The organism is Myxococcus sp. CA051A, assembly GCF_013336705.1.
Lineage (GTDB): Bacteria > Myxococcota > Myxococcia > Myxococcales > Myxococcaceae > Myxococcus > Myxococcus llanfairpwllgwyngyllgogerychwyrndrobwllllantysiliogogogochensis.
In genome coordinates this window covers 239,039-263,083 of record NZ_JABUMS010000010.1, presented here as the reverse complement: position 1 = coordinate 263,083, position 24,045 = coordinate 239,039, and the positions used below count along the sequence as shown (strand labels likewise).

The following is a 24,045-nucleotide window of genomic DNA, read 5'->3' as shown; positions in this document are numbered from 1 at the left end:
CTGTGCGCTTCTGGCACGCACCGGGCCCTGAGGGTTTTCCACGAGGCGTGGTGACGCACGCCTTCTCCGAGGACTCGCGCAGGCTCGTCACGTCGGGAGACTCGACGACCCGGGTGTGGAACCTGGAGGACGGCCGGGAGCTGCTCTCGCTCCGAGGAGACTCGAGGAGGGTGAACGCCGTGCTCTACCTGCCGGACGAGCGCATCGTCACCGGGAGCGATGGGGGCACGATGAGGTTGTGGGACGCGCGCAGTGGCGCGGAGCTGCGGCGCTGGGAGGGACTGGGCACGGACATCCGCAGCCTCGCGCGCTCGCCGGACGGGCGGATGTTGCTGGCCGGCACCCAGTATCCGAGTGGCTTCGTCGTGTTCGACCTGGAGCGGGAAGAAGAAGTCCGGCGCGTCCAGCTCGAAGACAGTCCTGGTTCAGCGGAGTGGCTGGTGTTCTCGCCGGATGGCGGCAGCCTGTTGGTGCTGGAGAACAGCAACGAGCCTTTTCGGCTGTCTGTCTTCGATACGGCGAACTGGAGCCCGCGCTGGTCCGTCCAGGGGGATGCCGAGTGCGGGCCGCCATGGGTGCACTTCACGCCAGAGGGTGCGTTCATCCGGTGCAAGCAGTCAGGGGCCGGCTTGAGGCGCATCGTGCGCACGTATGACGCCCGGACGGGGGAGTGTGTGGGCGACGTCGAGCAACGCGTGTCCAGCAGCGCAAGTCAGTTGCTCCCCGATGGTCGTCAGGTGCGAATACTGAATCGACGGTTGCTCTTCACCCGAGGCGAGGCGCTGGAGGAGTGGCTGGAGCTGCCGAGCTCATACGGTTGCGCTGGCTGGAGTTTCGTCATCTCCCCTGATGGTCGGTGGGCATCGTTCGCGAAGCGGGAGTCCTGGGCCCACCTGCTGGTGGACCTCCAGACCCGGCGCGAGGTGCCAGGGCCCGCGCATCGCCACGGGGTGGAGCAGCTCACCTTCTCTTCCGACGGGAGGCACCTCCTCACTGCTGCGGGAGATGGCACGGTCCGGGTGTGGGACCGCGACTCAGGCCGGGAGGTGCGTCGTGAGTCGTTCGCATCGGAGGGGGCCTGCGTCCATGTGAGGGGCGGGCGTGTATTCAGGCTGTTGCCCCAGCATGGGGGCATGAGACTGAGCGGCCTGCTCGGAGGGGCTGACGTGGAACTGGAGGAGAGATGCTCCAACGGTTCGTCGACGGTCTGGTCCGACGACATGGGGATGCTGGCGGAGAGTGAGAGCTGGTACGAGCATCGCTGGATACGCGTCGTCGACGCACGGACCGGACGGCCTCTCTGGAGGAAGGACCTCGCGCCCGAGGACCTCGCGCTGCGTGTGCTGTCCCGGTCGGGGCGGCTCGGCGTCATCTCACGCAGATGTCCGCCGCCCGGGGACAACACCGTCGAGCTGCGGCTGGTGGACCTGGAGAAGGATGAATGGCTGTCCTCGGTCCATGTGTCGAAGGGGAATCGCTTTCGTGCGCTCACCCCGGATGACAAGTGGGTCGTGCTCCAGAAGGAGTACGGGCACGTGCTCCTGGTGGAACTGGAGCACCCGTACCGTCAGGTCCGGCTGGAGGTCCCCGACCCCACGTTCGCCGTGACGTGTTCCCCTGACGGACTGCTCGTGGCCACGGGTGACGTGGCGGGCCGAGTGAGGGTGTGGAGCCGCGAGGGGACGCTCCTGGCCACGCTCGAAGGCCACGCCCATTCGGTCGGCGCGCTGGCGTTCTCGGAGGACGGCGCCTTCCTGGCCTCGGGTAGCCACGACGCCGTGGCCCTCATCTGGCCTCGGAGCGCGTGGACTCAGTCCAGCGTCGACTCCGAGGTGACGATGCCGTCCGCATCCGCGTAGAGGCGATGACCGGGCTTGAAGATGACGCCCGCGAAGCGCACCTCCGCGTCGCGCTGTCCCTCGTTGCGCTTGGAGCTCTTGAGCGGATGCGTGCCCAGGGCCTTCACGCCGATGGCGGTGCGGCCCACTTCCTCCGAGTCACGGATGCAGCCGTTCACGATGATGCCCGCCCAGCCGTTCTGCTGCGCGAGCAACGCGAGCTGGTCGCCCACCAGCGCGCAGCGACGGCTGCCACCGCCATCCACCACGAGCACTCGCCCCGCGCCCGGCTCCTCCAGGGCCTTGCGGACGAGCGAGTTGTCCTCCGGCGCGCGCACGGTGCTGATGAGGCCCGAGAACGTGGTCCGCCCGCCGTAGTCGATGAAGCCGGGCTCGGCGACCTGGAAGTGGGCCGTGCCCGAGTGGGTGTCACACAGGTCCGCCGTCTTGAAGTCCATGGGAGTCTCCTGGGTCCTCGGGTCCGCCGTCACATCGCTGTATCAGCGCGTCTTCCAGGTCCATGATGCCCCGGCCTCTCGCTCGGATGTGCGTCCTGGTGTGATTTTCCAGGGATACGTTGCCGACGTCTCAACGCGACGTGTCCATAACCGACACTCGACAGGACGGAGAAGCGGCGAGCATGGGGGCAGGCGAGAGGAGAGGCGGGAGACGTCGCGGCGCGTGCTATGGAACGCGGCATGAATCACGCTCACAGTCAGTCCCTGTTCGCCCGCGCGCAGGCGCGCATCCCGGGTGGAGTGAACTCTCCGGTGCGCGCCTTCCGTGGCGTCGGCGGGGACCCTGTCTTCTTCCGTGAGGGCTCCGGAGCCTGGCTCACCGACGTGGATGGCAACCGCTACGTCGACCTGGTGGGGAGCTGGGGGCCGCTCATCCTTGGCCACGCCTACCCGCCCATCGTGGAGGCCATCATCGACGCGGCTCGGCGCGGCTCGTCGTTCGGCGCGCCCCATGCGGGCGAGGTGGAGTTCGCGGAGCTCATCTGCGGGACGATGCCGGCCGTGGAGATGGTGCGGCTGGTGTCCAGCGGCACGGAGGCCACGGTGGCCGCCATCCGCGTGGCGCGAGGCTTCACCGGTCGCGAGCACATCCTCAAGTTCGAGGGCTGCTTCCACGGCGCGGGAGACCCGTTCCTGGTGAAGGCGGGAAGTGGCGTGGAGACGCTGGGCCTGCCGGACTCGCCGGGCGTGCCGTCCGCGCTGGCGAAGCTCACGCTCACCGCGCCCTATAACGACCTGGCGGCGGTGGAGCGCATCTTCGCGGAGAAGGGGCAGGACATCGCCTGCGCCATCATCGAGCCGGTGGTGGGCAACATGGGCGTGCTGGTGCCCAAGCCGGGCTACCTCCAGGGCCTCCAGGCCCTGTGTCAGAAGCACGGCGTGCTGCTGGTGCTGGACGAGGTGATGACGGGCTTCCGGCTGGCGCGTGGTGGGGCGCAGGAAGTGTACGGGCTGAAGCCGGACCTGACGACGATGGCCAAGGTGATTGGCGGCGGCATGCCGCTGGGCGCCTATGGCGGTCGCGCGGACATCATGCGGAAGGTGGCGCCGGCGGGGCCCGTGTATCAGTCCGGCACGTTGTCCGGGAACCCGGTGGCGGTGGCGGCGGGGCTGGCGTGTCTCAAGGCGCTGGCGGCGCCGGGGACGTACGCGCGGCTGGAGCAGGTGAGCCGGATGCTGGAGGAGGGCTTCATCGCCGAGGCGAAGGCCGCCGGTGTGCCCGTCACCGTCAACCGCGTGGGCAGCATGCTGACGGTGTTCTTCACGGCGGAGCCGGTGTTCGACTACACGAGCGCGAAGACGTCTGACACGGGGCGCTTCGGACGCTTCTTCCACGCCATGTTGGACGCGGGCGTGTACCTGCCGCCGAGCCAGTACGAAGCGGCCTTCGTCTCGCTGGCCATTGGCGAGGCAGAGGTGGCGCACGTGCTCGGGGCGGCGAGAAAGGCCTTCCGCTCGCTTGGCCAGACCGGTTGAGCCGACGCCCCTCGAGGGGCCCGTTCGCTTCGGTCCCTATACCCTGGTGCGCCGCATTGGCGCCGGGGGGATGGGAGAGGTCTTCCTCGCGCGCGAGGAGGCTCCGCGCCGCGCATGTGTGGTGAAGAAGGTCCTGCCGCAGCTCATGGAGAGCCCGCAGTTCGTGGGGCGCTTCCGCGACGAGGCCCGGGTGGTGGTGCGGCTGACGCATCCCAACATCGCCCGCGTGTATGCGATGGGCGAGGTGGAGGGGCAGCTGTACCTCTCCATGGAGTACGTCCGGGGCAAGACGCTGAGCCGGCTCTCGTATCGGCTGCGGCAACTGGGGCGGATGATGCCCTTGGGTATCATCCTGCATCTGGGCGAGCGGCTGTGTGAGGGATTGGCCTATGCGCACGATGCCACGGATGAAGAAGGGCACGCGTTGCATCTGGTGCACCGGGATTTGTCACCGGCCAATGTGTGTATCAGCTACGACGGCGAGGTGAAGATCATCGACTTCGGCGCGGCGCAGTCCACGCTGAAGGAGCAGCAGACGGCGCCCCGGGTGGTGATTGGGAATCTGACGTACATGTCGCCGGAGCAGGCGCGCAAGCGCTTCGTGGACCGGCGCGCGGATGTGTACGCGGTGGGCGTGTTGCTGTGGGAGCTGTGCGCGTGGAAGCCGCTGTCGCAGCGGGGAGACCCGGTGGAGCGCTGGCGCCGCGCGGCGTATCCGCAGTGGGAGAATGCGGGGAAGCATCGGCAGGGGCTGCCGTCGAGCGTGGATGCGTTCCTGATGCGCGCGCTGACGGCGGAGCCGGCGAATCGTTTCCCGGACGCGGCGGCGATGGGGGCGGAACTCGCGCGACTGAAGGCGAAGCTCGCGCCCGGCGTGGGGGACGCGGAGCTCGCGAGGCTGCTGGCGCTGGTCTTCCCGCGCGAGAAGAAGGCGGAGGAGAAGCTGCTCGACGAGTTGTTGCGCGAGGAGGCGAAGCGCTCGCATACCGAGCCGGAGCTCGTCGCGACGCTCACCCCGCCGACGGCGCTCGCGTTCGAGCACAATGCCATCTACACGCCGGATGACTTCGTTCCGTCCGAGCGGGCGCAGGTGGGCCCGCGGCCCGAGGCCGAGGATGAGCCGACGCGCGCGGCCGGTGCTCGCGGTCCGGGCGAGGATGAGCCGACGCATGTCGCTGGCGGGCGTGGCCCCGGTGAGGATGAGCCGACGCATGTGGCGGGTGGACGCGGCCCCGGCGACGATGAGCCGACGCGCGCGGATGCTCCGAGGAGAACCGCGTCGAGTGAGTTGCGACATGCGGTGGGGATGCAAGGCCCCGGCGACGATGAGCCGACGCGAGCGGCTGGTCCGAGGCGAACAGCGTCGAGCGAGTTGAGACACGCGGAGGGGATGCAAGGCCCCGGCGACGATGAGCCGACGCGCGCTGCTGGTCCGGTGCGAACAGGGTCAGGCGAGCCGAGACAGGGCCCCGGCGACGATGAGCCGACGCGCGCTGCTGGTCCGAGGAGGCCGGGGTCAGGCGAGCCGAGACAAGGTCCCGGCGACGACGAGCCGACGCGCGCGGATGGATGGGGAAACGCCGACGAGGATGAACCCACCGCCGTGGCCGTGCCTCCGCGAGCGGACGCACCGCGTGTCGATGACCCCCTGGCGACGATGCCTCTCCGGGCGGAAGACCTCGCAGCGCGGACCGCGCAATACGGAACCTACCTCTCGGAGTCGGACGCGAGTTCCGAGCGTGGAGGTGTCGGCACAGGGACTCGCTCGAAGCCCACGTCTCCCGTCGAAGCGACCGAGGCCCTGGATGCGGCGAAGGTCCTCGTGGCCATCGAGCAGGCGGCCTCCGCGCGAGCCAGTGGTGCCCACGAGCCCCTGTTCCCGCCGGGCGCCGAGGACACGGTGACGCCCGCGATGTCGCGACACGCCCCCCGACGCGCGCCGCGTGAGACGCAGGTCGGCTTCGGTATCGACATCTCGCAGACGGTGGCCACGGAGGCCCTCGAGGCGCGTCGACTGGAGTTGGTGCGTGCCATCACCGGTGACGGCGAGGTCCTCACCGCGGAGCCCGAGCCCTCCGGTGGATGGCTTCAGGGCTCCCGCGTCTGGCTCGCCGTCGCGCTGTTCACGGGCGCGTCGCTGCTGGGGCTGCTCGTGGCGTGGCTCACGATGTGGCGCTGACAGCCCACCCTCCTCTCGACTTCAAGTCACGGAACGGCCAGCAGCGGGCGCGTGGAAGCGGGTGAATCCAACGGCAGGTAGAGGCGGAAGCACGTGCCGGTGCCCGGCTGGGAGTCGAGGGTGAGGTGTCCCTGGTGGGACTCGATGATGCGCTTCACCACGGCGAGCCCCAAGCCGGTGCCCTTGGCCTTGGTGGTGAAGAATGGCTCGAAGATGCGCGCGCGCACCTCGGCGGTGATGCCCGGACCGGTGTCGCTGAACTCCACCATGACCTCGGGCGCACCCGCGGCGCGTCGCACCGCGGCCCGCAGGCGTCCTCCTTGTGGCATGGCCTGCATCGCGTTGATGGCCAGGTTGAGGAAGGCCTGACGCATCATCCGCTCGTCCACCGTGACGGGCGGGACGTCCTCCTCCAAATCCAGCTCCACGCGGACCGCGCCGGGTGACTCCGCGAGCGCCCCGCGCACCGCGTCTTCCACCAGCGGCGCCAGGGGCACCGGATGGGGATGCGGCGCGGGAGGTCGAGCGAAGGTGAGCAGGTCCGCGACGATGCGGTTGAGGCGGTCCGCCTCCTCCGCGACGATGTCCACCAGGGGCTCGGCCGGACTGCCCGGGCCGATGATTCTGCGGATGGAGGCCACCGAGTTGAAGATGGCGCCCAGGGGATTTCGCACCTCGTGGGCCACCACGGCGGACAGCTCGCCCAGGGCCGCCAGTCGCTCGCGACGCACGAGCTGCTCCTGCGTCCGGGCCAGCTCCACGTAGCTGTCCTTCAAATCCTCCACCAGTCGCGCGCCCTCCAGGGCCAGTGCGAGCTGGTTGGCGATGGCGCTCGCCCGCTCGATTTCAGCGGGGGAGAAGCGGCGGGTCCTCCGTGTCTCCGTGGCGACCATGACCCCGACGGGCCTGTCCCGCACCACCAGGGGCAGCACCAGGAACGCCTGCGCGGAGGAGCTGTCTCGCAGCTCCTGGTCCACACGGACGTCGGTGACGGCGTCCTCCACCATCACCAGCTCGCGCGTCAGGAAGGCCAACCCGGTGGCGGACGCATCCGGTGCGCCCGCGGGCAGGCAGCGTCCGAGCAGCTCCGGGTGGCTGCCACTCACCGCGCGGACCTCCAGCCACTCGCCCGTGGAGTTCGGCATGAGGACATAGGCATCCGGTGTGTCGATGATGCGCGCGAGGCTGGTGACCCCCGTGGCCAGCAGCTTGTCGAGCTCCAGCGTGGTGGCCAGGGCCCGCGCCACCTCGTGCAGCAGCGCCATGTCCTCGGCGCGTCCCCGCAGCTCCTGCAACAGTCGATGTGTCTCGATGGCCGCCGCGAAGTGGGTGCCCATCGCCTGCAGCGTCTCCAGCTCCAGCGGAGTGAGGTACCGGGGCTCACGGAAGAGGATGCTGAGCGTGCCCACGCCTCGGGAGCGCACGCGCAGGGGGATGATGACCAGCGTCTGGAAGCCGCGCTGTCGCAAGTCCTCGCGCAGCCCGTTCGGGCAGTCTTCCACCTCCACCACCAGCGGCGCGCCCTCCTGCTGGGCCTGGTTGCACAGTCCTCCCGCCAGCCACAGCCGCGCGAAGCGGTCCGTGTCCGCGTCCTCCAGGTCCATGCCGCGCGCGTACGCCAGCTCCATCTGGTTCTCTTGAGGGAGCAGGATGGTCACTGCGTCGCAGGCCACCAGCCCGACGATTTCCTCCGTGCCCGGCCCGAAGAAGGCGCGCGGGTGGGGCGCGGACGCCGCCTCCGAGGCCAGTCGGTTGAGCGCCGCCAGCGCCGTGTTCTGCGCGGACAGTCGGGAAATGGTGAGCGCCGCATCGAGCGCCGCGGACACCTGCGCGCCGAACAGCCGCACCGGCGCCATCTCCTCCTCGCGCAGCCACTCTCCCGCCACCGCCAGCATCGCGCGGGGACGGCCCTCCACGTCGATGCGCACGGCGATGGTGTGCGCCGGACCGGCCCGGTTCAGCGCGCTCCGAGCGCGGTCCGCCTGGGCGCCGTCGAGGAACCAGGCCGCCTCCTGTGACAAGTCATTCGAGTAGGCCGAGCCCTCCTTCCACGCCCGGAACAGCAGGGACGGCCAGCGGCCCACCACGTCCCGCACCCACCGTCCGCTCATCATCCGCGCGTCCGGAGGCACCAGCGCGACGGGGACGAAGGTCTGCCCCAGCCGCACGCCCTCACCTTCGGGTGACAGCCACGCGAAGGCGAGCCCCAGTTCCTCGAGCCCGGAGAACACCCGCCGCAGCACCTCGCCCTCGGTGCGCAGGGAGGGCAGCCCCGCGCCCAGCTCCGCCAGCCGCTGGAGCACGCTGCGCCGCAGGCCCCGCGACGTGACGTCGCGCACCAGCGCCACCCAGTCGGGCCCGCTGGGAATGATGGTCATCTCCACCTGTCGTTCTCCTGTTGCCGTGCGAAGCGCCGCCTCGTAGGTGCTGGACACCGATTCACCGCGCAGTCGGCGTGACTGCTGCTCCATCACTTCCGTCACGCTCGACTCCGTCAGGAGGAGCGTCGCCGGGCGACCCACGATGAGCTCACGCGGGTGCCCCACCAGCATGCCGAGTGCATCATTCACATACACGAAGCGACGCTCGCGGATGACGCAAACGCCAACGGACATCTCGTCGAAGGAGCCATAGGGAGCTCCGCCCCGGATGGATGGATTCACGGCACCCATGACTCTTCCACCGCATGCAAGGGTGGAGAAGTGGGGCTCCCGACACTTAGATGACCAGACCACAGACGCGGCCAACGACTCGCGGTTTTCCCTTACATCGCGAGACGCCCGTGTCATGTGTTGACGCGCGTCACGCGCGATGCGGGCGATGACAGGAAATGATGCGGGCGGGCCCGGAAACGAGGGCTCCGCCCACAAGTCAGTCCATGAACTCGCCAGGTCTCCCAGCGAGCAGGCGGCGACTCAGGCCGACGCGCCGGGTCCCTGCGCTGAGCCCCGGTGGTGGACCTTCTCGTACAGGCCGATGAGGTCCGCCTGGCCCACGATGTGGCCCTCCATCGCCTTCAACAAATCCCTGCGGGTAGGCCGGCCCAGGTTCGGCAGCACGACGTCCAGGGCGTACAGCTTGAAGAAGTACCGGTGCCGGCCGATGGGGGGCATGGGGCCCCCGTACGCCTGGTGGCCGAAGTCGTTGAGCCCCACCCGCGTCCCTGGGGGCAGCACGTCCACCTGGGCCCCCTCCGGCAGCCCCTGGGCGCCCGGGGGGATGTTGTAGAGGACCTGGTGGCAGAAGATGCGCTGGGGATGCTTGGGGTCCGGAGCATCCGGGTCCTCGACGATGAGCGCCAGGCTCTTCGTCCCGGCGGGTGGGTTCTCCCAGTGCAGGGGTGGGGCGGTGTCCTCTCCTTCGCCGGTGAAGGCGATGGGGATGAGGTCCCCGTCCTTGAAACGGGGGGACGTCAGCACGAGGGGCTTGGGCATGGAGTCCTCCGACAATCGGGATAGGAGCAAGCTGGCGACGCGCACACCCCGGCGCGGATGAGCGACGCCCCGGCCGCTGGGGCGCCGGGCACCAGGGGAGCGGGGCGGGCGGGCCCTCGGTGAGGCTCGCGAAAAGGGCCGGCTCCCGCTCTGGAGGTGATAGCTGCGCTTGCCGGTGCCGCAACCCCCGCTGGCGCTGTCCCGTGCCGGGACACTGTAGCGGTTGCACGTGTCGCTCATTCGGTGTTAAGCGGCGCCCGCGTGTGAAGGGGTTGGATCGGGTGGCATGGGAAATCCGAGGGTTTCCCAGGGTTTGGGGAGGCGTCCGAATGGTGGAGCAAGAACCCCCAAATAAGGTCGGTTCGGACGGCAGCGAGCTGGGACCCATGGCTCGCCACATGCGGGCGGCCGAGCCCTACGTCTCGGCGGTGTGGAAGTTGGTGGGTGGGGCGGTGGTGGGCGTGCTGGGCGGCTACTGGCTGGACGGAAAGCTGGGAACGGCGCCGTGGCTGCTCCTGGGGTTGAGCCTGCTGGGTATCTGCGTGGGCTTCTACGGATTCCTCCGGGAGATGGCCCGACTGGGGAAGCGGAAGTGACGGGGCAGGGCGAAGAGAAGGACCCTTTCGGCTCCCACGCGGGGCTGGCGGCCGGGGTGGCGGTGGTGGGCGCGGCCGTGGCGGGGCTGTTGCCGACGGTGGTGGAAAACCGGGTGTCGGCGCTGTGGGGTGTGGGTCTGGCGGCGGTGACGGGCGTGGTGGCGCTGTTGTTGAAGCGGCGGGCGGTGAAGCAAGACCTGAAGGCGGCCATGAAGGTGGTGGCGGTGGTCTTCGGCCTGCGGGCGGTGGCGGTGTTGGTGGGGCTCTTGGGGATGATTTCGCGAGGTCTGCAGCCGGTGCCGTTCATCGCCGGCTTCTTTGGCGTCTACTTCGCGCTGCAATGGATTGAAGTCAGCTACGTGATGGCCGCGTCCAAGGGCGCGGCGGGCGGAGACGAGTGATGCGCAAGGCAATGGTGCTGTTCGCCTCTCTGTTCGTGGCCACGGCGTGGGCTTCGGAGTCCGGGGGCCACGGTGAGGGAAGCGAGCCGAGTGTTCCGGACTACATCCTCCACCACGTCGCGGACACGAACGACTTCGAGCTCGAGGTCCCGCTCAGCCAGCCCATCCACCTGGGCGCGATTCCGCCGCTGCGCATCGGCAGCTGCGAGCCGGTGATGACGGACCACGGGCTGGTGGCGCCCACGGGTTGGCCGGGGCTGATGGCGGGCTGCCTGGACCTCTCCATCACCAAGCACACGGTGATGATGTGGTTGGCGGCGCTGCTGCTCCTGGCCACCATCTTCATCTGGAGCAGCCGCGACAAGACGAAGCTGGTGCCGCGCGGTACGGGCGCCAACCTCATCGAGATGCTGGTGCTCTTCGTTCGTGACGAGATGGCCATCAAGAACATCGGCAAGGAGGACGGCCCGCGCTACGTGCCGTATCTGCTGACCGCGTTCTTCTTCATCCTCTTCATGAACCTGCTGGGCCTCGTCCCCTGGATGGCCACGGCCACCGGCAACCTGGCCGTCACGTGCGGCCTGGCGCTGTGCACCTTCTTCGTGACGCAGGCTGCGGGCATCCGCTCGGCGGGCCTGGGCGGCTACCTGAAGCACCTGACGGGCGGCGTGCACTGGTCGCTGTGGATCATCATGATCCCCGTGGAAATCCTCGGGCTCATCTCCAAGCCCTTCGCGCTCACGATGCGTCTGTTCGCCAACATGCTGGCGGGCCACATCGTCCTCTTCTTCCTCATCGGCCTCATCTTCATCCTCGGCCATCCGGCGGTGGCGGTGGTGAGCGTGCCCTTCGCGTTCGCCATCTACCTGCTGGAGCTGTTCGTGGCCTTCGTGCAGGCGTACGTCTTCACGCTGCTGTCGGCGCTGTTCATCGGCATGGCGGTGGCCACGGGCCATCACCACGACGACCACGGCCACGCGGATGACCACGGCCACGGCCACTCCGAGCTGGGCGGCAGCCACGACCACGGCAAGGCGCACGCCTGAGACAGGTTAGCGGGGCGCGAGCAGTCGAGCGCCCCGCGTAGAAGACCTGGCGGTTCGAAAGGCCGTCAGAGGTAGTCCTGAAGGGAATCACGACCCCCCCACAAGTGGGTCCTTCGCTAGAAAAGAGAAGCACCGCCATGACCAACCTCGCTCTTGCCTTCCTCGCCGCCGGTTTCGGCGCTGGCCTGTCCATCATCGGTGCCGCGCTCGGCATCGGTAAGCTCGCCGCCGCCGCCATGGACGCCACGGGCCGTCAGCCCGCCGCCGGTGGCGACATCCGCACCACGATGATCATCGCCGCGGCCCTCATCGAAGGCGCCACGCTGTTCGCGCTGGTTGTTTGCGTTCTGCTGGCGACCAAGACCGCCTAGTTTCAACGCAGGTGCCTGGGAAGCGCCGGTGCTCGCGGGTCACATCGCGGGTGCCGGTGCCTCTTCGCAGGCTGTTTCACCCTGAAGACTCCCTCGCTGTCTCCTCCCTCACGCCGGACACGCCACCATGTTCCTGCCCAACGTCCTCGCCGCCAGCAGCCTCGTGAGCGTCCAGCCGGGCCTCATCTTCTGGACCCTCGTCACCTTCGTCATCGTGTTCTTCGTCCTGAAGGCGAAGGCGTGGGGACCCATCCTTCAGCTGGTCGAGGAGCGTGAGAAGCAGATTTCCGCCGCCATCGAGAGCGCCAAGCGTGAGCGCGCCGAGGCGGAGAAGCTCTTGGCCGACCAGAAGACGGCCATCTCCGAGGCCCGCCGTCAGGCCGCCGAGGAGACGCGCCGCAACCAGCAGGAGATGGAGAAGTTCCGCGAGGAGCTGATGGCGAAGAGCCGCAAGGAGGCGGAGGAGCTGAAGCTGAGCGCGCGTCGTGAAATCGACGAGCAGAAGACGAAGGCCATCGCCGAGGTCCGCGCCATGGCGGTGGACCTGGCCATGGATGTGGCCGGCAAGCTCATCGGCGAGCGCATGGACGACAGCAAGCACCGCGCGCTGGCCGAGCAGTTCGTGAAGGGCCTTCCGCTGAGCGGCTCCGGCAACGCCGGCGTCCGCCGGTCGGCCTAGTTCGGGGAAGCGCGCCCCCCGGCGCGCGTGTTCCAGGGAATCACCATGGCGCTATCCATCGGAATCGTCGGGCTGCCCAACGTGGGCAAGTCCACCCTGTTCAACGCGCTGTCGGCCGCGGGCGCACAGGCGGCCAACTACCCCTTCTGCACCATCGAGCCCAACGTAGGCGTGGTGCCCGTGCCGGACGAGCGGCTGGACAAGCTCTCCGAGCTCATCAAGCCGCTGAAGAAGGTCCCCACGTCGCTGGAGTTCGTGGACATCGCCGGCCTGGTGCGCGGCGCCTCCAAGGGCGAAGGCCTGGGCAACCAGTTCCTGGGCAACATCCGCCAGGTGGACGCGGTGCTGCATGTGCTGCGCTGCTTCGAGGACGACAACGTCACCCACGTCGAGGGCGGGGTGAATCCGGTGAGGGACCGGGACGTGGTCGACACGGAGCTGTGCCTCAAGGACCTGGAGACGGTGGAGAAGCGCCGCGAGCGCTCCTTGAAGAACACGAAGATGGGCGGCAAGGCCGGTGACGAGGCCAAGGCCGAGGTCGCCCTGCTGGACCGCGTGAAGGCCGGGCTGGATTCCGCCATCACGGTGCGGGCGCAGAAGCTGACCGAGGAGGAGAAGGCCGTCATCCACGACCTGTTCCTGCTGACGGACAAGCCGGTGTTGTATGTGGCGAACATCGGCGAGAGCGAGATTGGCAAGGAAGACGCCAACAAGCACGTCGCGGCGGTGAAGGAGATGGCCGCGAAGGAGGGCTTCGGCGTGGTGGTGCTCGCGGCGGCGCTGGAGTCGGAAATCCAGCAGCTCCCCGAGGCCGAGCGTCCGGGCTTCCTGGAGAGCGCGGGGCTGACGGAGCCGGGCCTGCACAAGGTGGTGCGGGCGGGCTACACGCTGTTGGGCCTGTGGACGTACTTCACGGTGGGCGAGCAGGAGTGCCGCGCCTGGACGATTCACAAGGGCTACACGGCGCCGCAGGCGGCGGGCGTCATCCACTCGGACTTCGAGCGCGGCTTCATCAAGGCCGAGGTGATGCGCTGGGAGGACCTGGTGAAGCTGGGCAGTGAGTCCGCGGTGAAGGAGAAGGGCATGCTGCGGATGGAGGGCAAGGAGTACGTCGTGAAGGACGGCGACTGCATGCACTTCCGCTTCAACGTGTGACGGGCTGACGCGGCCCTCTGAAGCCGCGAGCTGATGTACCGCGCGGGCGCGTTCTGGAGGGCCTTGGGGCCTTCTGGGAGCGCCCGCGAGGCGTTTCTGGGGGGCGGCTCAAAAGCTGATGGTGGGGCCGCGCACGGCGGTGAGGACCCAGAGGCCGACGCCGACGAAGGCGAGCAGGGTGGTGAAGATGGCGGCGCGGCGGATGCGCGGGCTGTCTTCCGTCCGCTGGCGCGCGTAGAGCCACATGCCGCCCACGCGGAGGATGACGAAGAGGGCCAGGAGGATGGGGCCTGCCACGAGCCAACCGGAGGGGCGTGAGAGCAGGACACCCCAGGAGGCGAGGAAGGCGACGTTGCCCAAGAGGGAGGCGATGGCGAAACGAGGATAGGCGCGTCGTGTGTCCACGGGCGCAGTGTCCACCGTGCCGCGCGTGCGGCCAACCTGGGAGTGCGCGGGGTGGCGGGAAGGCGACATCCTTGTTCGGGATACAGGCCGTGTTTCTGTCGGATGGTCAGTGTTCTTTGTCGGGCTGACACGACTCTGGGATGCGGACGACCAGGTCGTCGGAGCTGGGCTGCCCATCGCGACCGAACGACCATACAGCGAGACATCCAGCATCGTTGGTGAGCATGAGCTCTTTGCGCCAGTCATCGAGGGGAACCCCTAGCGTCAGGATACATGCGTCACCCGCGCATCTGGGCGGGGCTAGGTCTTCCAGCGACTGAGGCCATGCTCCTGTTTCCCTTTTGTAGTCAACGACTGCTGTTGCTATGTTTTTAAGATGTCGCATGGGTTTGGCGCTGAAATACGATGATTCAGACCAGACTTGCAGGAAGATGGCCGCCAAGACAGCGAACCCAGCGCTCACTCTCATGAGTATGGCCTTCCTGCTCAACCCCATGGGCAACTTGTTCGGAAAATGGCGGGGCGAGCCACCTGGACGAGATAGGCTATCGGTCAAGGAGTAGCCTCAGTTTCCGCAGCGTGCCCTGAAGGACCACGTTTGCCGTCCTCCCTGTGGTCTTGCCGACTGGTAGGTCGCCTTCGATCAGTAGCAGTTCTTGATCGGATGGTTCATGTGCTGGCCGTCCAGCTTGCTGCGGAAAGGTTGACTGGATTCGATAACGTTCGATTCGCCAGAGACGGCTGAAGTACTGCCGAGTGCCTGACATCGCCCGACAGATTTCAATCCTGAGCCTGAGTTCTTCTCCTCCGACGTCCATTGGCTCCAAGTCAACGACACGAGTCACCTCGCTTCCAATCACGACTCTGGAAGGTCGGTTGCGCAGAAGCTTGGCGCTTCTGGCAGGTACAGGTGCGATGCCCTCTGTGCTGGACGGGATTGGCTTTTTTGATTTGTGCGGCAAGACAGGCATGTCCTTTTTGTCCCTGCTCAGCGGGCACCACATAGTTCGGAGAGCACTTGTTTACTTCAAGAGCGCACCGAAACGTTTGCAATCCTCTTGAAGTTGATGCCGATCGGGACTCATTTCCGTCGAATACAAAAGCAATCCTCCGCCGCACTCGATTCGCCAGAATGAGTACCCCTGGAGGCGACACGGCTTCCCTTCCTTCGCGCCACCACAGGCCTGATCGAGGGCGCGGCGCAGGGGAGAATCGGGCTTCTCACGGTCCGACGAGCGCGACTCCCGTAGCCACACACTCGTCACGCGCTTCAGGTCGCCCTCGACAAGCGCCCCGAGTTGGTACGAATTCGAGGCGAGCATGTGTACGGACATTCACGTGTCCTTCTCCTCTGACTGGTTCACCCAGCCCGCGGCTTTCACGCTGTCCACAGGATGTCCTGGCACAGGCAAGCAAAGGCCAAAAATCGCGAGTCCAGCGCAAATCGATGTCATGGATATTGCTCCAGCTCAGCAGGTACCACATGGGAGGGGCAATGCTGAGCCTGTCGAAATCGGCTCATGGATTGATGACCTCTCTGGCGTATTCTGTCCGGCCATTCGCATTCAAGTACCAGATGCGTTCAGTCCGACCGCTCGGAGAGCGCTCATCGCGCAGGATGATTCCGTCGACACCGACGATGCAATACCGAACGCGCAGTGTGCCCTCTTCTTCAAATGGGCCGCAGGCATAGAAGCCACGGGGGACGCCTGTGTCGGTTCGGGACATGAATATCCAGTAGGGCCACGAGAGGATCACGCAGGCCGCGAAGATGATGAGGGCCACCACGATATGTAGGGGTCTCATTTCTTGGGTATGCAGATCGGTGGGGCGCCATGGGCCGAACCAGCGCAGGCCATATCGTCTGGGCAGGCTGGGTGCCCATCACCGCAGAGGATTTCGCAGCTTCGATACGACTGAAATCGACCCCACCAAGGCTTTGAGAGTGGCATCGCCTCTCTTGGCCACCCCATGCAGTATTGAGCAGACATCCCTCGACAATCCTCATCGATAAGGCACTCCCCTTGGATGCCGGTAAGGAGCCATGTCGTCAGGGCTGTTGAGATGATGGTGAGTACCCAAAGGATCGGCTTGAGCGCGGCCACGACTACCACCCCTCGGAGATTGGATTCCCGTTCATCGTTCGAAGCCTCAGCCCTGTATGCGGAAGGTTCTCATTCTCGAGTCGAGGAGTGGGGAGCATGCACATAGCGGGCCCTGGGGCGGAGCAGGTGGCCTTGTTCCCTTTGCTCCAGGATGTGCGCGACCCAGCCCGTCGCGCGTCCCACCGCGAAGATTGTCGCCGCCGCTCCCGTGGGAAGGCCCAGCGCGTCCGCCAGCATCACCAGTCCCAGGTCCACTGACGGCGCTGGATGCCCCGCTTCTGTCATCGCCTCCTGGACCGCTCTTGCCACTTTGACTCTCGGCGCCTCCGGTCGTACCTCCCTTGCCGCCTCGATGATGGGCGGGGACCTCGGGTCTCCCTCGGGGTACAGCTGGTGGCCGAAGCCGGGCACTGCCTCGCCTCGGCGCAGCCGCTCGTACACCACGGCCGCCGCGCGCTCTGGCTTCCCCACCTCCGTCAACAGCGCCTCCACCCTGTCACACGCCCCACCGTGCCTCGGACCCGACAGCGCTCCCAGTGCCGCGCACAGGCACGCGTACAGGTCCGCTCCCGATGACGCCGTCACCCGCGCCGTGAAGGTCGACACATTCAGCTCATGGTCCGCGCACAACACGAGCGCGCGATTGAGCAACTCCGGTGCTCGCTTCACCTTGGTGTCCCACGCCAGCGCCAGTGACTCCGCCACCGTTCCCGCCCGCAGTGCCCGAACCACCCGCCCTGGTGCATGCGCCACGCACACCCATGCCGCCAACTGACGCAGCAATCGTCTCGCTCGTGCCTTCTCCTGTTCGGGCGGCGCGGCGAAGCGCACCACATCCCTGGCCGCCAGCAGTGGCACCAGTGCGGACAGCGCCGCCACCGGAGGTGTGTCTCGCGGCAACAGTCTCGCCAGCTCCGACGGTGGAAACGGTGGCTCCTCGCTCGCCCACCGTGGGTCCTGCTCCGGGAGCCTCCCTGTCCACAGCAACTCCGCCACCGCTTCGAGACTCCGCCCCGCCAGCGCCAGCGCCACCGCCGAGTGTCCCCGGTACGCCAGCCCCTCCGCGCCCACCTGTGACACCGATGAGTCGATGACCGGCTCACCCCAGCGCAGCGCCCCCGAGGCCACCGCCGCGTGCCCTGCACGTGCGTCATGCCTTGTCTTCAGGCGCTCCAAATCCGAGCGCACATAACGGTTCTCCTTCGTCCCCGGCTCCGGCACGCAGCGCACGAGCCCCCGGCTCACGTACGTGTACAGCGTCGCCCGCTTCACCCCCAGGAGCGCCGCCGCCTCCACCGCGGTGACGAGCTGCTCCTCGGGTCGATGGTCGAATCGAGATTGAGAGCGTCCACCCTTGCGTCTACTCATATCCCCGCAACCTCCAGAACATTCATTGTCGACTCGACTCGACCCCCGTGTCGATGTGAGCCTTTCGGCCCACACGGCGCTCGGGACGACGCGAGAGGAGCACTGTCATGCCTGTCGTCGACTTTGGTCGCACGTCCGAGGACTACTCGAAACACCGCATGGGTTTCCCGGACGCCTTCTTCACCCGTCTGGCCCGAGAGAACGTCCTTCGCCCCGGACTCCGTGCCGTGGACGTCGGCTCCGGCACTGGCACCGTCGCACGAGGGCTCGCGCGACACGGCTGCTCGGTCATCGCGCTCGATGTGTCCGCGTCCATGCTCGCGGCCGGACGCCAGCTCGCCTCCGAGGCAGGTCTGCCCATCGACTCACACGAAGCTCCCGCCGAAGCCACGGGCCTGCCTTCCGGCGCGTTCGACCTCGTGACAGCCGGTCAGTGCTGGCATTGGTTCGACCGTCCCACCGCCGCGCGAGAGGCCGCTCGCCTGCTCGTCCCTGGCGGCAAGCTCGTCATCGCGCACCTGGACTGGGTCTCCATGCCCGGCAACGCTGTTGCCGCCACCGAGGCCCTCATGGATGCCTTCAATCCCAACCCACCAGACCACGCTCGCTTCGGCTGCGGCGTCGGTCTCTACCCGCAGTGGCTCCGCGACGTCAGCGATGCGGGCTTCACACCCCTGGAGACGTTCTCCTTCGACGTGCTCCTGCCCTACACCCACGAGTCCTGGCGAGGCCGCTCCCGCGCCAGCGCCATGGTCGGCGCCACCCTGCCTCCGGATGCCGTGGAGCGCTTCGACGCCGCCCACGCCCGACTCCTCGCCGAGCGCTTCCCTCACCCCGCGCTCGACATCCCTCACCGCGTCTTCGCCCTCATCGCCACGCGTCCCTGAACCTGGAGCACACCCCATGTCCTCACATCCCCACCTCGTCCACGAACCCACGCTCCCGTGGACCGAAATCACGCAGGGCGCTCGTGTCTCGTACCGGCGCAAGCAGCTCGGCGCAGCCGCGAAGGGACAGAAGCTCGGCTGCAGCCTGATGGAGCTCGCACCCGGCAAACACGCCTTCCCGCTCCACTTCCACCTGGCCAACGAAGAGGCCTACTTCATCCTCTCCGGCACTGGCCGCCTGCGCCTGGGTGACACGTCTCTGCCCGTGAAGGCCGGCGACTACGTGGCCCTCCCCATAGGCCCCACGGGCGCGCACCAGCTCGTCAACGACGGCACCGAGACGCTCCGCTACCTCGCCTTCTCCACCATGGTGGAGCCGGACGTCATGGTGTACCCGGACTCGAAGAAGGTCTGTGTCACCGCTGGCTCCGCCCCAGGTGGCGACAAGGCCGCGCGAACCCTGTACACCGTCCTGCCCTTCTCCGCCGAGGTGGACTACTGGAGCGGCGAGGAGCGATAGACTTACCGCCCTCATGTCCCCCTTGCTCGACGTGCTCACCCGGGAGCGACTCCTCAAGGACCGCGAGGCCGCCACGGAGCTGCTTCCCCGTGGCGAGCCGCCCCACGTCTCCCTGCTGCGCCTGTGTGACGCGGGGCTGCTCGTCGGCGGCCTCTCCGTCGCCTACGGCGTCCGCCCCGACGAGCTCATGGGACCCCTCACCCTGGCCATGGGCGGCGCGGCGCGGAACCTCAAGGTCGTGGACGTCCGTGAGCGCCCCGTCCTGGAGCTGCACGTCCAGGCTGGAGAAATCACCGAGCGCTGGGAGGTGGAGGACCTCTCCGTCCTCGTCCACAACCTCAATGACCTCTACCGCGCCGCCGCCGATGTGCGCGCGGTGGCCGAGCTGGGGGAATGGGAGGACGCCCTCCAGCTCTGGTGTGTCGACAAGCCCACCCTGCCGCGCCTCGTGCGCCAGCCTTTCTTCGCGCCCCGAAACGCACGGGCGCTGACGCGTCCGGTCGACTGACGTCAGATACGACCTGGCATGCTCTCGCGGTAATCCCAGGTTCTGAGGCAGCATGGGGGGCACATGCGTTTAGCGCCCTGCCTGCCGCTCCTGCTGCTGTGGTCCTCCGCCGTCCTGGCCGAGCCGGACTCCTTTGGTCTCGGCAACGCTCGCAGCGGCGCCCTCACCGTCAACACCGCGCGCACCATCATCAACACCGCGATGCGGTTGCCGACCGGCGCACAGCGCGGTGACTCGACGCTCGCGGTGGAGACCTCCACGGTACCTCCGACGGGGGGACTGGTGATGGTGCACCAGACGATGGGCTTCCCGTCCAGCACCCCTTCGGGCAGCACGGGCCAGACGAGCCCCGGGGACGTGGGGCGCTGGGAGCTGGCGCGCGTGTCCTTGGTGACGGTCGGCACTCCCACCGTGCTCCGGCTCACGGCGCCGCTCATGTACACCTATACCTCTCCGGGCGCCCAGGTCGTGACGGTGCCCGAATACAGCACCGTCAGCGTGACGGCGTCCGGCTCGCTCGTGGCGCCTGCCTGGGATGGGAACAGCGGAGGCATCCTGGCCTTCCTCGCCTCGGGCACGTTGACAAACAACGGCGCCATCCACGCCGACGGCGCGGGCTTCCGGGGTGGGGCCTTCACCAACAATGGCTCCCGCATGGCCTGCGAGGGAGGAGACCTCTCCACCACGCTGGGCGGCTCCTACAAGGGAGAGGGCCTGGTGGTGGAGCGCTTCGGCTCGGCCTCCGGGCGCGGCAACCTGCTCAACGGCGGCGGCGGCGGCAACTGCAACAACGCGGGCGGTGGGGGCGGTGGGCACCGGGGCTTTGGCGGAACGGGCGGACGTTCCTCCTTCTTGGATGGCTCGCGTGACGTGGGCGGCCTGGGCGGCTCGCGGATGGACTACTCGATTGTGGAGGCTTTCCTCTTCGGCGGCGGTGGTGGCGCGGGTGAGGGCGACAACGGCGTGGGGAGCGCGGGAGGCGCGGGCGGAGGCGCGGTGTTCCTCCGCGCGGCCAACGTTTCGGGAACGGGCCGCATCTCCGCCACGGGCGTGAACGCGTTGGCGGCGGGTGGCGAGGACGGCGCCGGAGGTGGAGGCGCGGGTGGCTCCATCATCGTGCGGACCTCTGGCGCGTTGAACTGCGGTCAACTCGATGTGCGAGGCGGGAGCGGCGGCAACGTGCTCGCGACGTCCTTCCAGCTCGGGCCAGGAGGGGGTGGTTCGGGTGGCTACGTGCTGCTGAATGGCACGCCGCTATCGTGCGGCGTGGGGTCTTCGGGAGGCGCCGCGGGGGTGACGTCCGCCAGCGCCGGCGCGCATGGCCCCACGCATGGCGCGGGCGTTGGAGGCGGCGGTTCCGTGACGCTGTACACCTATTCGTATGCCACGCCCGCCACGCCGACCATCACCCTGCCGACCGCGAATGCAGTGGATGTCTCCGCGCGGCCGCGCATCGAGGGCGTGGCGGACCCGGGCTTGCGCATCATCATCTCCGTGGATGGCGTTGAGTTGGCCCAGGTGACGTCGAGCACCGATGGAAGCTTCTTCACCGAGGTGGACGAGCCGCTGCCCGCCCTGTCTGGTGGCGCTCACACGGTCTCCGCCATCTCCGAGGGCCTGGGCGCGTACAGCAGACCCGGGGCCTCGAGCTTCACCGTCGCCGCCGCCCCCGTGATTTCCCAGCCCATCATCGTCGTGCCCGAGGATGGCGAGGTGACGGGCCCCACGCCCTACATCGCGGGCGTGGCGCCCGATGCGCTGACGGTAGGCCTGTACGTGGACAACCGCGACGAGGTCATCGTCCCCACGGACTCCTTGGGCCGCTTCCGCTACCAGATTCCCGACGACGCGCCGCTGACTCCGGGCCCGCACCGGGTCAACGCTCATGGGCACAACAATGACGACACCGGGCCCACTTCTCCCAACACCGTCTTCGAGGTCGTCATGGAGGACGAGGACGCGGGCACGACGGTGCCGGACGCTGGAGATTCGGGAACCGTGGACTCGGGGACGCCGGGCCCGGACGCGGGTTCGGGAGATGGTGGCGCCGTGGTCACTCGTGAGACGCCCGTGCTGGTGGTGCCCGCCGAGGGTGAGTTGGTGGACTCGACGCCCCTGTTCGCCGGTGTCGCGCAGGCCGGTGCTTCCGTGTCACTCGAGGTGGATGGGGTCCTCGTGGTCACCGTCGTCGCGGACTCGACGGGCACGTTCCGTCACGTCGTGCCCGCGGACAGCGCGCTCTCCATGGGGGCGCATGCCGTGTCGGCGTACTCGGTCAACGGCGAGTCGGGAACGCCGGGCCCCCGGTCCCCGAACACGGGCTTCGAGGTGCGTGGACCCACCGCGTTGAACGTGGGCTGCGGCGGCTGCGGCGCGTCTCCCGTGGGCGCGGCGGGTGCGTGGGTCCTGCTGGTGGGTGTGGCCACCTTGATGCGCAGGCGTCGGGGCCCGTGACGGAGCCTGCTTCCCAACCACAGTGGCGAGGCGCGCCGTGCCTCGCCACCGGTTGACTCCGCGGGCGACGCGAAAGCCTAGTCGTCGCTCCCGAGCAGTGAGCCCAGGCCGACACCACCGAGCACGCTGCCCTCGTCGCGCGCGCCACCCGGACGCGCGGCGGAGAGGATGCGGCCCGCGAGCCGGCTGAAGGGCAGGGACTGGAGCCACACCTTGCCGGGCCCTCGCAGCGTGGCGAAGAAGAGTCCCTCGCCGCCGAAGAAGGCCGTCTTGATGCCGCTCACCATCTGGATGTCGTAGTCCACGGTGGGTTGGAACGCGACGATGCAGCCGGTGTCCACGCGCAGCAATTCGCCGGGGCCCAGCGTGCGCTCGCGCAGCGTGCCTCCCGCGTGGATGAAGGCGAGGCCGTCGCCCTGGAGCCGCTGCATGATGAAGCCCTCGCCGCCGAACAGGCCGGTGCCCAGCTTCTTCTGGAAGGCGATGCCCAGCGACACGCCCTTCGCCGCCGCGAGGAAGCTGTCCTTCTGTGCAATCAGCTCTCCGCCCAGTTCGCGCAGGTTCACCGGAATGATTTTGCCGGGATAGGGCGCCGCGAAGGCCACCTTGCGCTTGCCGCCACCCCGGTTGAGGAAGACGGTGGTGAAGAGGGACTCGCCCGTCAGCAGCCGCTTGCCCGCGCCGAGCAGCGAGCCCAGAAAGCCGCTCTTCTTCTCCGAGCCGTCACCGAAGATGGTTTCCATCTCGATGCCGTCCTCCATGTACATGAGGGTGCCGGCCTCGGCCACCGCCGCTTCCTGCGGGTCCAGCTCCACCTCCACGAACTGCAGGTCGTCGCCGTAGATGTGGAAGTCGACCTCGTGCATCTGCGCCATGGAATCGCTCCGTCGTCGTAAAGGGACGGCGCACCATAGCCGCCCCGTTGCATGGCTCAACCCGCGAGCACACGGGAACGCGTCCCGGCCTCACGGGTTTGTCGATGCGTGAAAGACGGAGGGCTCGCGCTGCTACTGCGCCAGCAGGATGGAGAGCGCGGTGACGAGCTCTTCATCCTCGTCCGCGAGCGACGGAGGAATGGTCAGCGAGACGCTCCTGTCCAGCTTGGTGCCGCAGGTGCGCGCGCCCTCGTAGCGGTGGGGGCGGGTGATGAGCAGCTCGTAGCTGCACGCGCCCACCGTGCCGGTGATTTGCTGGGGACTCACCTGGAAGTTGGTGAGCTTGCCGCCGAAGGTCCCCACGGCATCGAGGGTGTCATTCGTGTCCGTCACCTTGACGTTCACGGGACCCTGGCCGTAGGTGCCGCGGATGGTGTCGTTCTCCAGGGTGAGGTTGACGGGGCGGCCGAACGCCTGGCCGCGCACGGCGTCGGCATCGTCGTCGAAGGAGAGCTGGATGTCCGGGCCGGAGAGGTTGTCGTCGGTGACGCCGACCGTGACGGAGCGGTCCTGGGTCTTGAGGTTGAGGGAGGAGGGCGCTGCTGGCGCGGCCAGGGCGGAGCCACAGGCGAGCAGGCCGAAGGCAAGGAGGCGCGGGGTCTTCATGCGACTCAAGGTAGGTCGTGGGGACACCCCGTGTGCTCAGTCCGCAGGCAGGGCGGGCGTGCTGCCTCCGGCGGGGAGCTCCACGGAATCTCCACGCTCGGGGCGCAGCACCAGCTTGCGCAGCGTCCAGCGGTCCGTCGCGTAGGCCACCTGGGCCTCGAGGACGCCCCGGCCGAGCGGGCCCTGGACGGTGAGGTCGAAGTCCACGAGCCCCTCGTCGGGCGTGGAGCCGTGGGCTCGCAGGGTGAGGAAGCTGCTCGTCAGCGGGGTGCCCAGTCGCCCGGTGGCGAGCGGGCTGGACTCCGCGGTGCGCAGCGCCAGGCGGTGGACGTCATTGCGGCGCAGCTCCTGCTCGATGCCCTGGAAGAGCGAGCGGGAGACCCAGGCCACACCGCCAGCGAAGCATCCGAGTCCGCCGAGCACGAGCGCGGCCGCCACCATCCAGCTCTGCCAGGGACTGTCGAGGCGGTGCGGGCGCATGAGGATCTCCGGGTCCCCTCACTAACGGGCGGTCGCGCGGGTTGCCGGGCAGGCGACGGAGGCGGCCATTATGCTCCGCCTCCC

22 protein-coding genes are annotated in these 24,045 nt (G+C 68.2%); 13 read left to right on the top strand and 9 right to left on the bottom strand.

Annotated elements, in window-relative coordinates; genetic code table 11:
* Positions 1-50: 50 nt before the first annotated feature.
* Positions 51-1,859 carry a hypothetical protein gene (locus tag HUA74_RS28115; protein WP_174457011.1) on the top strand — a complete coding sequence of 603 codons (1,809 nt, stop codon included), beginning with the start codon at positions 51-53 and terminating at the stop codon, positions 1,857-1,859.
* Here HUA74_RS28115 and rraA read toward each other — a convergent pair.
* Positions 1,811-2,296: a ribonuclease E activity regulator RraA gene (gene rraA, locus HUA74_RS28110; RefSeq protein WP_174457010.1), complete on the bottom strand. Its 486-nt coding sequence runs from the start codon at positions 2,294-2,296 to the stop codon at positions 1,811-1,813. The two genes, HUA74_RS28115 and rraA, sit on opposite strands and share 49 nt — an antisense overlap.
* A gap of 240 nt (positions 2,297-2,536) precedes the next feature.
* On the opposite strand from rraA, the gene hemL reads away from it, so the two are divergent.
* Together hemL and HUA74_RS28100 are read left to right on the top strand one after the other, a co-directional pair.
* Positions 2,537-3,832 carry a glutamate-1-semialdehyde 2,1-aminomutase gene (hemL, locus tag HUA74_RS28105; RefSeq protein WP_174457009.1) on the top strand — a complete coding sequence of 432 codons (1,296 nt, stop codon included), beginning with the start codon at positions 2,537-2,539 and terminating at the stop codon, positions 3,830-3,832.
* A complete protein-coding gene (locus HUA74_RS28100; protein WP_254625283.1) occupies positions 3,816-6,011 on the top strand; it encodes a serine/threonine-protein kinase in 2,196 nt (731 codons plus the stop codon). The genes hemL and HUA74_RS28100 overlap by 17 nt, the downstream gene beginning before the upstream one ends.
* 26 nt (positions 6,012-6,037) lie before the next feature.
* Here HUA74_RS28100 and HUA74_RS28095 read toward each other — a convergent pair whose 3' ends face one another.
* Both HUA74_RS28095 and HUA74_RS28090 read right to left on the bottom strand, forming a co-directional pair.
* Complete coding sequence (locus HUA74_RS28095) at positions 6,038-8,626, bottom strand: GAF domain-containing protein (protein ID WP_174457116.1); 2,589 nt, start codon at positions 8,624-8,626, stop codon at positions 6,038-6,040.
* A 300-nt stretch (positions 8,627-8,926) separates the two neighbouring features.
* Positions 8,927-9,445: a YbhB/YbcL family Raf kinase inhibitor-like protein gene (locus tag HUA74_RS28090; protein WP_141647718.1), complete on the bottom strand. Its 519-nt coding sequence runs from the start codon at positions 9,443-9,445 to the stop codon at positions 8,927-8,929.
* Between the two features lie 329 nt (positions 9,446-9,774).
* Here HUA74_RS28090 and HUA74_RS28085 point away from each other — a divergent pair, with 329 nt between their 5' ends.
* The 6 genes from HUA74_RS28085 (at position 9,775) to ychF (ending at position 13,693) form a co-directional block, all read left to right on the top strand.
* Positions 9,775-10,041 (top strand): AtpZ/AtpI family protein, encoded by a 267-nt coding sequence (locus HUA74_RS28085; RefSeq protein WP_174457008.1) that lies wholly within the window; start codon positions 9,775-9,777, stop codon positions 10,039-10,041.
* Positions 10,038-10,442 (top strand): hypothetical protein, encoded by a 405-nt coding sequence (locus tag HUA74_RS28080; protein WP_174457007.1) that lies wholly within the window; start codon positions 10,038-10,040, stop codon positions 10,440-10,442. The genes HUA74_RS28085 and HUA74_RS28080 overlap by 4 nt, the downstream gene beginning before the upstream one ends.
* A complete protein-coding gene (gene atpB / locus HUA74_RS28075) occupies positions 10,442-11,488 on the top strand; it encodes a F0F1 ATP synthase subunit A (protein ID WP_141647852.1) in 1,047 nt (348 codons plus the stop codon). Before HUA74_RS28080 ends, atpB begins: the two co-directional genes overlap by 1 nt.
* 137 nt (positions 11,489-11,625) lie before the next feature.
* Positions 11,626-11,859, top strand: coding sequence for an ATP synthase F0 subunit C (locus HUA74_RS28070; RefSeq protein WP_141647851.1), 234 nt, complete (start codon positions 11,626-11,628; stop codon positions 11,857-11,859).
* 127 nt (positions 11,860-11,986) lie between these two features.
* Positions 11,987-12,538, top strand: coding sequence for a F0F1 ATP synthase subunit B (gene atpF, locus HUA74_RS28065; protein WP_141647850.1), 552 nt, complete (start codon positions 11,987-11,989; stop codon positions 12,536-12,538).
* A gap of 45 nt (positions 12,539-12,583) precedes the next feature.
* On the top strand, positions 12,584-13,693 hold the full coding sequence (gene ychF / locus HUA74_RS28060; protein ID WP_174457006.1) for a redox-regulated ATPase YchF: 1,110 nt from the start codon (positions 12,584-12,586) through the stop codon (positions 13,691-13,693).
* A 108-nt stretch (positions 13,694-13,801) separates the two neighbouring features.
* On the opposite strand, the gene HUA74_RS28055 is transcribed toward ychF, so the two are convergent.
* The 3 genes from HUA74_RS28055 to HUA74_RS28045 all read right to left on the bottom strand — a co-directional run bounded on the left by HUA74_RS28055 (position 13,802) and on the right by HUA74_RS28045 (position 17,571).
* Complete coding sequence (locus HUA74_RS28055; RefSeq protein WP_174457005.1) at positions 13,802-14,098, bottom strand: hypothetical protein; 297 nt, start codon at positions 14,096-14,098, stop codon at positions 13,802-13,804.
* Between the two features lie 1,518 nt (positions 14,099-15,616).
* On the bottom strand, positions 15,617-15,886 hold the full coding sequence (locus tag HUA74_RS28050; RefSeq protein ID WP_174457004.1) for a hypothetical protein: 270 nt from the start codon (positions 15,884-15,886) through the stop codon (positions 15,617-15,619).
* Between the two features lie 386 nt (positions 15,887-16,272).
* Positions 16,273-17,571, bottom strand: coding sequence for a citrate synthase (locus HUA74_RS28045; RefSeq protein WP_174457003.1), 1,299 nt, complete (start codon positions 17,569-17,571; stop codon positions 16,273-16,275).
* A gap of 107 nt (positions 17,572-17,678) precedes the next feature.
* Here HUA74_RS28045 and HUA74_RS28040 point away from each other — a divergent pair, with 107 nt between their 5' ends.
* From HUA74_RS28040 to HUA74_RS28025, 4 genes are all read left to right on the top strand, one after another.
* Positions 17,679-18,458: a class I SAM-dependent methyltransferase gene (locus tag HUA74_RS28040; protein ID WP_174457002.1), complete on the top strand. Its 780-nt coding sequence runs from the start codon at positions 17,679-17,681 to the stop codon at positions 18,456-18,458.
* 16 nt (positions 18,459-18,474) lie between these two features.
* Positions 18,475-18,978, top strand: a complete 504-nt coding sequence (locus tag HUA74_RS28035) for a cupin domain-containing protein (protein WP_174457001.1) — start codon at positions 18,475-18,477, stop codon at positions 18,976-18,978.
* A gap of 13 nt (positions 18,979-18,991) precedes the next feature.
* Positions 18,992-19,486, top strand: coding sequence for a hypothetical protein (locus tag HUA74_RS28030; RefSeq protein WP_174457000.1), 495 nt, complete (start codon positions 18,992-18,994; stop codon positions 19,484-19,486).
* A 63-nt stretch (positions 19,487-19,549) separates the two neighbouring features.
* Complete coding sequence (locus HUA74_RS28025) at positions 19,550-21,940, top strand: MYXO-CTERM sorting domain-containing protein (RefSeq protein ID WP_174456999.1); 2,391 nt, start codon at positions 19,550-19,552, stop codon at positions 21,938-21,940.
* Positions 21,941-22,017: 77 nt separating this feature from the next.
* On the opposite strand, the gene HUA74_RS28020 is transcribed toward HUA74_RS28025, so the two are convergent.
* The 3 genes from HUA74_RS28020 to HUA74_RS28010 all read right to left on the bottom strand — a co-directional run bounded on the left by HUA74_RS28020 (position 22,018) and on the right by HUA74_RS28010 (position 23,961).
* Positions 22,018-22,815: a TIGR00266 family protein gene (locus HUA74_RS28020; RefSeq protein WP_141647309.1), complete on the bottom strand. Its 798-nt coding sequence runs from the start codon at positions 22,813-22,815 to the stop codon at positions 22,018-22,020.
* 132 nt (positions 22,816-22,947) lie between these two features.
* Positions 22,948-23,481, bottom strand: a complete 534-nt coding sequence (locus HUA74_RS28015; protein ID WP_174456998.1) for a hypothetical protein — start codon at positions 23,479-23,481, stop codon at positions 22,948-22,950.
* A gap of 36 nt (positions 23,482-23,517) precedes the next feature.
* A complete protein-coding gene (locus HUA74_RS28010) occupies positions 23,518-23,961 on the bottom strand; it encodes a cytochrome c oxidase assembly factor Coa1 family protein (RefSeq protein WP_141647311.1) in 444 nt (147 codons plus the stop codon).
* Positions 23,962-24,045: the final 84 nt, after the last annotated feature.